This window comes from Embleya sp. NPDC127516 (genome assembly GCF_044765325.1).
Taxonomy (GTDB): Bacteria; Actinomycetota; Actinomycetes; order Streptomycetales; family Streptomycetaceae; genus Embleya.
The window spans coordinates 31,544-41,241 of the sequence record NZ_JBIWJT010000055.1 but is presented as its reverse complement, the minus strand read 5'-3'; the positions used below and the strand labels follow the sequence as shown (position 1 = coordinate 41,241).

The following is a 9,698-nucleotide window of genomic DNA, read 5'->3' as shown; positions in this document are numbered from 1 at the left end:
CTGCTCCACGATCACATGCGCGTTCGTCCCACTGACACCGAACGACGACACCCCGGCACGCCGCGGACGACCCGTCTCCGGCCAAGCCCGCGCCTGCGTCAACAACTCGACCGCACCCGAAGCCCAATCCACATGGGGAGAAGGAGCATCCACATGCAGCGTCCTGGGCAGCACACCGTGCCGCATGGCCATCACCATCTTGATGACGCCACCCACACCCGCCGCGGCCTGCGTATGACCGATATTCGACTTCAACGAACCCAACCACAACGGCCGATCCCCCGACCGCCCCTGACCGTAGGTCGCCAACAACGCCTGCGCCTCGATCGGATCACCCAACCGCGTACCCGTACCATGCGCCTCGACCACATCGACCTCGTCCGCCACCAGAGCGGCATTCGCCAGGGCCCGCCGAATGACGCGCTGCTGCGCGGGCCCGCTGGGGGCGGTCAGACCGTTGCTGGCACCGTCCTGGTTGATCGCCGAGCCGCGCACGAGGGCGAGTACCTCGTGGCCGTTGCGACGGGCATCGCTCAACCGCTCCAGGAGCAGTACGCCCACGCCTTCGGCCCAGCCCGTGCCGTCCGCGCCCTCGGCGAACGCCTTGCAACGGCCGTCCTGTGAGAGCCCGCGTTGGCGGCTGAACTCCACGAACATGCCGGGGCTGGACATCACCGTGACGCCGCCCGCCACGGCCAGCTCGCAATCGCCCACGCGCAGTGCCTGCGCGGCCAGGTGCAGGGCGACCAGGGACGAGGAGCAGGCGGTGTCCACGGTGACGGCGGGGCCGCGCAGACCGAACGTGTAGGGGACACGGCCGGAGAGCACCGAGATGAAGTTGCCGGTCAGCAGATATCCGCCGGCCTTCTCGTCCGCCTCGTGCAGTCGCGGCCCGTAGTCCTGGGCGAGCGCGCCGAGGTAGACCCCCGTGCTGCTCTCGCGCAGCGCGGCCGGATCGATCCCGGCCCGCTCCAGGGATTCCCACACGGTCTCGAGAATCAGGCGCTGCTGCGGGTCCATGGCGAGGGCCTCGCGCGGACTGATACCGAAGAACTCGGCGTCGAACCCATCCGCGTCGTGCAGGAATCCGCCCTGGCGGGTGTACGAGCGGCCCGCGCGGGACGGGTCGTCGTCGAAGAGGGTGTCCAGGGGCCATCCCCGGTTGACGGGGAAGCCGGAGACGGCGTCCTTCTCGTCCAGGACGAGCCGCCACAGGTCTTCCGGTGAGGCCACGTCACCGGGGAAGCGGCAGGCCATGGAAACGATGGCGATCGGCTCGTCCGGCGCGGCAGCGGTGATCACCGGTTCGGCGGGCGCCGCCTCGGCGGCGGTGCCGGTCAGTTGCGCCGCGAGGTGGCGGGCGAGTTCCGCCGGCGTCGGGTGGTCGAAGAGCAGGGTTACCGGGAGCCGCAAGCCGGTGGCCTCGACGAGGCGGTTGCGCAGTTCCACCGCGCGGGCGGAGTCGAGGCCCAGGTCCCGGAACGACTCCGCGCCGTCGACGCCGCCGTTGGGGTCGAGCCCGACGACCAGGGCGGTCTCGGCACGCACCAACTCCAGGAGACCGTCCGTGACCTCATCCGAAGCGCGCGCGCCCGCCGTGGCCGCGGCCTGCTCGTCCGCGACCCCGCCTCGCGACGGGGCCGGGCGCGCGGGCAGTTCGGTGAGCGCGGAGTCCGGGCCGAACGCCGGCCGCCAGTCCACGGTGACGCCGCCGGTGTGCAGCCGCGCGAGCGAGGCGAGGAAGCGGCGTGCTCCGGGTTGGTTGCGGCGCAGCGACTCCACCAGGATTGCGTCGGACCCCAGGTCGTCCAGGGTCTGCTGGAGCGCCATGGTGATGACCGGGTGCGGGCTGACCTCGATGAAGACCTGGTGGTCCGCCTCGAGTGCGCGCACGGAGCGCTCGAAGCGCACGGTGTTGCGCAGGTTGGCGTACCAGTAGGCGGCGTTCAGCGCGGTGGTGTCGAGGAAGTCGCCGGTCACCGTCGAGTGGAACGGCACGGTGGCGGTGTGGGGCTCGATCGGCGCCAGTCCGGTGAGCATCTCCTCGCGCAGTGCCTCGATGTGCGGGGAGTGGGCCGCGAGGTCCACCGGGATCCGCTTGGCCGCGATGCCCTCGGCGGGGAGTTCTTCGAGCAGCCGGTCGATGACGTCGCGGTCGCCGGACAGGATCACCGCCTGCGGTCCGTTGACCGCGGCGACGGCGAGTCGGTCGCCCCACTCGACGAGTTTCGGCTCCAGCGAGGCGAGCGACGCCGCCACGGAGATCATCGCGCCCCGGCCCGCGAGTCGTGCCTGGGCCTTGCTCCACAGTGAGACGACCCGCGCCCCGTCCTCCAGGGACAGGCCGCCTGCGACGACGGCGGCGGCGATCTCGCCGTTGCTGTGTCCGAGCACGGCCGCGGGCCGCACCCCGAAGGACTTCCACAGTTCGGCGAGGGCCACCATCACCGCGAACAGGGCGGGTTGCACGACGTCGTCACGGTCGAGGGACGCGGCGCCGGGTGTTCCGCGCAGCACGTCCTCCAGCGACCAGTCGATGTGCGGGGCGAGTGCCCGGGCGCCGGCCCGGATGCAATCGCGGAACACGTCGGAGTCGTCGAGGAGTCCGGCAGCCATGCCGATCCACTGGGAGCCCTGGCCGGGGAAGACGAAGACGACCCGGTTTCGCGCCTCGGCGTTGCCGCTGATCCGGGTGGCGCTGCGCTCGCCGTGGGCGAGCGCGGTCAGTTCGTCGGTGAGTTGCCGGCCGTCGTCGGCCCAGGCGACGGTCCGGTGGCGCACGGCGGAGGGTTCGGAGTCGGCGTGCGCGGCCGCGAGGGACAGGGCGAGGTCGCGTGGCGCGGACCGGTTCTCCTCGCGGTGCGCGAGCAGGTGACGTGCCCGCTCCCGTACGTCGTCCTGGGTCGCTCCGGAGACGATCAGGGGCAGTGTGGCGGTGCGAAAGCCCGGGCGTCCGGTGGCGAAGTCCCCTTCCGCGGCGGCCTCGACGAGGATTCGGCAGCCCGCGCCGCTCGTGCTCGACGAGGACCGGCCGTGCCGGACGGACAGCACGGCCTCCAGCAGCGCCGCCATGCCGGATGCCGGGCCCGACTCGCGTGGCGCCCCGTCCGGTCCGTCCGTCGCGTCGGTGTCGTCGGCGTGCAGTACCGCGTGTACGTGATCGCGGTCGGCTCGGGCCCGGGTGAGCGTCTTGAGCACCAGTACGACGCCGGCGGTGCTTTCGGGGCCGTCGACCCCGCCCGCGAGCGCCACGTCGGTCCGGCCCTCGCGCAGGCTCCGCGCGGCCAGGAGTACGGCCCGCGGCGCGGACGCGGCGCCGGTGGTAACGGTCGGCTCGAGTCCGCGCGGGCCGACGGTGCGGCCGGTGTCCGGCACCGCGAGGAACAGTTCGTCCCCGCCGCCGCGGAAGTCCTCCGGCGCGATGCCGGCGGTCGCCAGTGCCTTGCGGACCAGGGTGCGGAGCCGTCTGCCGGCGCCGGCGGTGGAGCCGGGCTTCGGGGCCGGCACCCGCCCCTGGGTGAACAGCTTCCAGTAGGACTCCGGGTCACGGGCACCGGGGAGGCTGCAGGACATCCCGACCACGGCCACGGGGTCCCCGGCAAGTCCTGCCGCGCTGCGGGTGTCGTCAACAGACATGCCATTCCTCACTGGTGGTCAAGTGGTGTCCGGGGAGGGCCCGCGGCGGGCGGTTCGCGGCCGGCGGGGCGGACGGGTGTGTTCCGTCCGTGCGGCGCGGACCGGGTTCCGCACCGCGGCCCGCGTCGGGTCCGGGTGCTCCCCGTCGGCATCGACGACCGCGGCCCCCGGGATGTCCCGGTGTCCGCCCCGGTGGACCCATCGGGTTCGGTGGGCCCACCGAGGGGCGGGGCCGCGCGGTGTGCCGCGTGGCCGGACGACTCCGGTCGTTCCGCCGCGGGCGGCGGACGAGCCGGTTGCGGGGCGGCTGCTGGGTGCAGCGGCCGCCCCGGGTTCGAGGGCGACGACGGCGGGGACTCCCGCACCGTCGTCGCCGGAGCGGGCCAACCCGTCGCGGGCGTCGAGGAACCAATCCGAGGTCGCGGTTGCCGACAGGGACCGGAATTCATCCGGGTCGTGCGCGCCGGGGGCGTCGCACGACATCGCGGTGTCGGTGATGTCGGTGGCCGTGGCACACATGCGAACCCCCTTCCGGTTCCCTCGACGTACGGCTCTCACGGGTTGTGCTGTGGTCACCGCCGGGAGGCCAGCAGCTTCAGCAATGCGTCCGGCGCGTGCATGAAGTCGTGGTGGCCGCCGTCGACGACCCGGATGTCGACCGAGTCCGAGTACGCCCGCCATCCCTCGAGTTGGTCGAGGCTGACGTCGGGGTCGTCCCGCCAGTGCAGTACGACGATGGGACAGTGCAGCACGACCGGCTCCACCCGCCGGTACTCGCGCGCCGCGGCGAGGTCGCGCAACAGCACGGCCATGCCCAGGTCGACCATGTCCGGCCGCGGCTCGATCCCCCGGCCGCGCACGACCGACTCCAATTCGGCGCGCAATCGGGTCTCGCTCATGGTGAGCATCCGGTCGTTCGAGGCGTCGTGCGGTGCCGGCTGGCCCGACACGAACAGGCACTCCGGTCCCGGCAGGCAGCGTTCGGCGAGCCGGATCACGGTCTCGAACGCGGGCAGCGCGCCCGCGCAGTGCCCGAAGAACGCGAACGGCCGGTCGAGCCGCGGCACCAGGGATTCGGTCAGGTCGGCGGCGAGGTTCTCGTAGGTGTCGTAGTGGGGTTCGGCCAACCGATTCTCCCGGCCGGGGAACTGCACCGGGCAGACCTCGACGTCGTCGATGGCGGCCGGCCAGGCGCTGAAGGCCGAGGCTCCGGACCCGGAGTAGGGGAAGCAGAAGATCCGGGCGCGGTGGTCGCCGGTCTGCGGTCGGACGAACCACGGCGACGGGGCGGCGGAACCGGAGGTCATGGCGTCGTTCGTTTCTGGGCGACGATGGGGAGGTGGGTCATCCCGGCGATGAAGTACGAGCGCAAGTGCTGCGGTTCACCGCCGAGTTCGATCGATCCGAACCGTCGGAACAGTTCCTCGAAGAAGATCCGCAGGGTCATCCGGGCCAGCGGTCCACCGATGCAGTAGTGCGGGCCGAAGCCGAACGCGACCTGACGGCTCGCGTTGCGCGTCACGTCGAAGGTGTGTGGGTCGGTGAACCGGGTCTCGTCCCGGTTGGCCGACCCGATCCACGCGACGGTTGCCCCACCGGCCGGGATCGTGCCCTCGCCGATCCGGGTGTCGCGCACCGCGTACCGCATGAAATTACAGGCGGCCGAGGTCCAGCGCAGCCCTTCCTCGACCAGGTTCGGTACCAGCGACGGGTCGGCCCGGACCTTGTCGAACTGTTCGGGCCGCTCGATCAGCGCGAGCACCGTGCCCGAGACGGTGTGCGGCGTCGTCACGTTGGCGCCCAGGAGGATGCTGTAGCCGTCGAGGGCGATCTCTTCGTCGGTCAGCGGCGCGCCCCCCGCTCGCACGCTCATGAGGTGGTCGAGCAGGCTCCCGTCCTCACCCCCGGTGGATCGCCGCCGTTTGACCCGGTCCGTGACGTAGGTGACCAGTTCGTGGTGGGAGATGGCCAGGGTCGCGGCTTCGCTGCCGTGCTTGAAGTGCGGATCCGAGGGCGCCGTCACCATCGCGGTGAGCTGCACGAGCTCGTCCCAGTCCCGCTCCGGGATGCCGAGGAGCGGCCCCGTGACGATCGCCGGGAGGCGCAGCGCCTGTTCGGCCAGGTCCCAGGTGCCGCCGTCGAGCGCGGGTTCGAGGAAACGCGCGACCGACTGCCGGATCCGGTCCTCCCAGGGCGCCACCGCGCGCGCGGTGAGCTTGGCGCCGATCGCCCTGCGGACCTGGGTGTGTCGGGGCGGGTCGGTGGAGGTCAGCAGTTTGCCTGCCGCGACGTCGTCCACCCCGAGGTGGGTGACCACCGTGCCGCGCTCCGAGGTGAACTCCCGGTGGTCGCCGAGCACGCGGCAGACATCGTCGTAGCGGGTCACCGACCAGAACTCCCGGCCGTCCGGCAGGACTTGGTGGTGCAGGGGGGCCTTGGCCCGCATCACGTCCCAGATCGGGTGCGGATCGCCCGAGGTGTACAGGTCCAGGTCGAACAGGTCGACCCGGTCGAGGTCGACGTCGCGTGCTGCACCCGGCGTCAGCCTCACGTCCCTCCCCTCCCCCGCTCGATCAGCGCGGCGACCCGGGAAGGGGTCTGCGCCAGGTAGAACTCGCGCACGGACAGTGCGACGCCGTAGTCCTCGGACACCCGGTCGATGATCTTGATCCCGATGAGCGAATTGCCGCCGATCGCGAAGAAGTCGTCATCCGCCGCGACTTCGCGACCGTCGAGATATTCGCTCCACAACGCGGAGATCTCCCGCACGAGTGACTCCGGTGCGCTCGAAGGCGCGGCTTGCCCGTCCGATGCCTCGTCCTGCCCACCTCGCCGATGGACCTGCGGCGACGATTCCATTGCCAGCCTTTCCTTTCTCCGCCGAACCGGAGTGCCCACCCATGCCATTACCGGCACCATCCATCGGACCGTCACCGCCTTCGCGGCCGCCGGGGTCCCTTTTCCCTGTCGGCCCGGCGAGACGAATTCTCTTGAACAGCCGGGCGAATGTCTTGCGAATGTCTTCCGCGCACGCCGTGCCGGTGGTGTTCGGCGGTCGGATCACGCCGCGGTTTCATCGGTGCGAGTTTTCGACCGCGCACCGGGGTCATCGTGCGGCCAACGTATTTGGCCGGGAAAGCCAGGGCAAGAGACGTAGGTACGGACCCTGCTCCGGACACCTCTTGTCCCGCCGACGGGACATGCCACGTGGCACCGATCCCCGACCCGCCGTGAAGTCGGCACGAATCACCCGGGTATCGAATCCGACACCGCCGCCTCGATCCGTCCTCCGGCCGGAGCGGTGCCGTAATCCGTCCGGAAATTCACGATGTCGCGCCGATGGCGGGAATCGGGGTGTCACGCATACAGTCGGAGCGGATGGCGCAGGAAGAAGGCGCCTAGCGGGCCGTCTCCCGGGCCGTGGCGGAGAGGCCCCGGACGGTGCCGGAGATGAGGTCGGTGACCTCCCGGCTGTGCTCGTCGAGGTAGAAGTGGCCGCCCTGGAAGACGTGCAGGGCGAACTCGCCGGTGGTGTGCTCCCGCCAGGCTTCGGCCTCGGCGATCGTGGTGTGCGGGTCGTCGGTGCCGACCGACATCGTGATGGGACAGTCGAGCCGGACATCGACGACCCGGGGGTGCGTCTCGATGGCCGCGTAGTCGCCGCGGACGGCGTACAGGATCGAGGCCATCATGTGTTTGTTCTCCAACCAGACGGGGTCGGTGCCCCCGACGGAGCGCAGTTCCTCGAGGATGCCGGCGTCGTCACGACGGTGGACCGTTCCGCCGCGCAGTCGCGAGGGCGCGGGGTAGCCGGAGGCGAACAGCCAGGCGGGCGGGGCACCGGTGTCCTCCTGGAGGCGGCGGGCCACCTCGAAGGCGAGGGTCGAGCCCATGCTGTGGCCGAAGAAGACATTGGGCCGACCGTCCTCGCAGCGGCGCAGCGCCGCGTAGGTGAGGTCGGCGAGTTCGGCCACGCTGTCCACGCAGCCCTCGGCACGCCGGTCCTGCCGTCCGGGGTATTGGATGGCGAGCACGTCCAGTTCCGGCGAGAGGGCTTTCGAGAGTGTGTAGTAGTAGCTCGCCGAACCCCCGGCGTGCGGAAAGCAGACGACTCGGAACTCGCTGTCGTCGCGGGGATGGAAGCGTTGGATCCACTCCCCTGTGAATTTCGCCGATCCCGTCATGCCCAACCCTTCCGTGAGTCTGCCGATTTCGCTGTGCGGCCCCGCCTGTCGGCGGCGGCTTCAGGAGGCCCGGTCGGCCGAACGGGCGGCCTGCTCGTCCAGGAGGGACGCCACCAGGCGTGGCTCGACGTTGCCGCCCGAGACCAGTACTCCGATGTCTCGGGCGCGCCCGTCGGCGGCGAGGCGCAGGGCCCCGGCCACGGCCGTGGCGGCGGCGGGCTCGATCAGCAGTCGGGCACGCAGAAGCACCAGGCGCATCGCCTCGGCGATGGCGCTCTCCTCGATCGTGAAGACCCCGGCGACCGTGTCGTGGACCAAGTCGTAGGGCAGTCGGCCGATCCGGTCGGGGCGCAGTCCGTCGGCGATCGTGGGCTTCGCGTCCACGGTGACCGGTCCCCCGGCGCGCAACGCCTCGGTCAGGGCCGGTACGGCGCCGGGCTCGGCACCGTAGACGTCGATGCCTCGGCCGGCGGTGGCCAGGCAGGCGCCGGCCACCGCGCTGCCGCCTCCGACGGGCACCACCACCGCGTCCAGGCGGCCGTCGGCCGCGGCCACCTGGTGGATCAGTTCCGCGGTGGCGGTTCCCTGGCCGACCACCACGTCCGGGTTCTGGTAGGGGTCGATCTCGTCGTAGCCGCGGGTGTGCCCGAGTTCCTCGACCACCGCGATCCGCTCGGCCAGGGTGGTGCCGGCCAGGAGCACCTCGGCGCCGGTCTCACGAATGCGCCGCACCTTGGTCGGCGCGGCGTCGGTGGGCAGTACCAGCACGGCCGGCAGTCGGCATCGGGCGGCGGCCAGGGCCACGGCTATGGCGTGGTTGCCGGTGGACTGCGCGACCACGCCGACGCTGCCGGCTCCCGTCAAGCGATCCATGGCCAGGAGCGCGCCGCGTATCTTGAAGGAGCCTCCACGCTGGAGGTTCTCCGCCTTCAGCCAGAGCCGGGCCCCGGTCGGCCGCTCCAGTTCCTCGCTGCGGACGACGGGCGTCCGCGTCACGCGGCCGGCGATTCGCCGCCGAGCGTCCTGCACGCCTTCGAAGCTCAGCAGCGGTGGCTGGTCGGTGACGGCCACGGCGTCCCGGCCGATCGGCATCACGCGTCTCCGTTTCGCCGCGACGTCGAGGTGTCCTTCGCGGATCCGACGGAAACGACCCGGTGATCGCGGGCGGATTCCGCCGCTATCACCTCCAGCACCTCGCGGCCGAGATCGACCAGGTACATGTGGTCGCCCGGGAACTCCACATAGCTGAAAGCGCCCGTGGTGGCGTCCCGCCACTGGCGGGCCTCTTCGGCGGTGACCAGGCCGTCGGAGTCGCCTCGCAGCGAGCAGATCGGCACCGACACGGGCTCGTCGACGCTCGGGACGTAGTTCTCGTGCATCTCGCAGTCGGCCTGCAGCACCGGCAGGATCAGTTCACGCATCTCCGGGTGGTCGAGGGCCTCGTGCCTGAACCCCGCGAACTCCTCCACCCGGGCCAGGAATTCCTCGTCGGGGAGCCCGGTCGCCCGCCGCTCCCGCTGTGTCCACGGCCCCGGCGAACCGCTGACGACCAGCCGCTCGACGTGCACGTCGCGCTTGCTCAGCAGATGCACCAGCTCGTACGCGAGCACCGCGCCCAGGCTGTGCCCGAACAGCACCACCCGCGCCCCTTCGCCGAGGTCCGCGACGATGCCCTCGATCTCGTTCTCGGCCGCCTCGACGACGTTCCGGTACGGCGTCTCCAGGATCCGTCGCTCCCTGCCGGGCAGTTCGACCGAGAGCACGCGCCACCGGTCCGCGGCCGGCGCCCGCCACGGGTGGAAGAACGACGGTCCCGCTCCCGCGAACGGCACGCACAGCAGCGCGGTCCGGTCCCCGTTGTCCGCGGACATGCCGGGT

The 9,698-nt window shown here is 71.5% G+C and carries 7 protein-coding genes; all 7 read right to left on the bottom strand.

The genetic code is table 11. The features are described from left to right. The coding region (locus tag ACIRL2_RS49420; protein WP_402242026.1) for a beta-ketoacyl synthase N-terminal-like domain-containing protein at positions 1-3,636 on the bottom strand (3,636 nt) is incomplete at its 3' end. 572 nt (positions 3,637-4,208) lie between these two features. Continuing rightward, complete coding sequence (locus ACIRL2_RS49415; protein WP_395873248.1) at positions 4,209-4,943, bottom strand: thioesterase II family protein; 735 nt, start codon at positions 4,941-4,943, stop codon at positions 4,209-4,211. Next, on the bottom strand, positions 4,940-6,187 hold the full coding sequence (locus ACIRL2_RS49410) for a cytochrome P450 (protein ID WP_402242023.1): 1,248 nt from the start codon (positions 6,185-6,187) through the stop codon (positions 4,940-4,942). The genes ACIRL2_RS49415 and ACIRL2_RS49410 overlap by 4 nt, the downstream gene beginning before the upstream one ends. After that, a complete protein-coding gene (locus tag ACIRL2_RS49405) occupies positions 6,184-6,405 on the bottom strand; it encodes a phosphopantetheine-binding protein (RefSeq protein WP_395873250.1) in 222 nt (73 codons plus the stop codon). Before ACIRL2_RS49405 ends, ACIRL2_RS49410 begins: the two co-directional genes overlap by 4 nt. A 629-nt stretch (positions 6,406-7,034) precedes the next feature. Then, the gene (locus tag ACIRL2_RS49400; RefSeq protein ID WP_402242020.1) at positions 7,035-7,820 is read right to left on the bottom strand and encodes a thioesterase II family protein; all 786 of its coding nucleotides are present in this window, start codon (positions 7,818-7,820) and stop codon (positions 7,035-7,037) included. A 60-nt stretch (positions 7,821-7,880) separates the two neighbouring features. Further along, entirely contained in the window at positions 7,881-8,912 is a 1,032-nt protein-coding gene (locus tag ACIRL2_RS49395; RefSeq protein WP_395873252.1) for a threonine/serine dehydratase, read from the bottom strand. After that, positions 8,912-9,691 carry a thioesterase II family protein gene (locus ACIRL2_RS49390; RefSeq protein WP_395873253.1) on the bottom strand — a complete coding sequence of 260 codons (780 nt, stop codon included), beginning with the start codon at positions 9,689-9,691 and terminating at the stop codon, positions 8,912-8,914. Before ACIRL2_RS49390 ends, ACIRL2_RS49395 begins: the two co-directional genes overlap by 1 nt. Positions 9,692-9,698 lie beyond the last annotated feature (7 nt).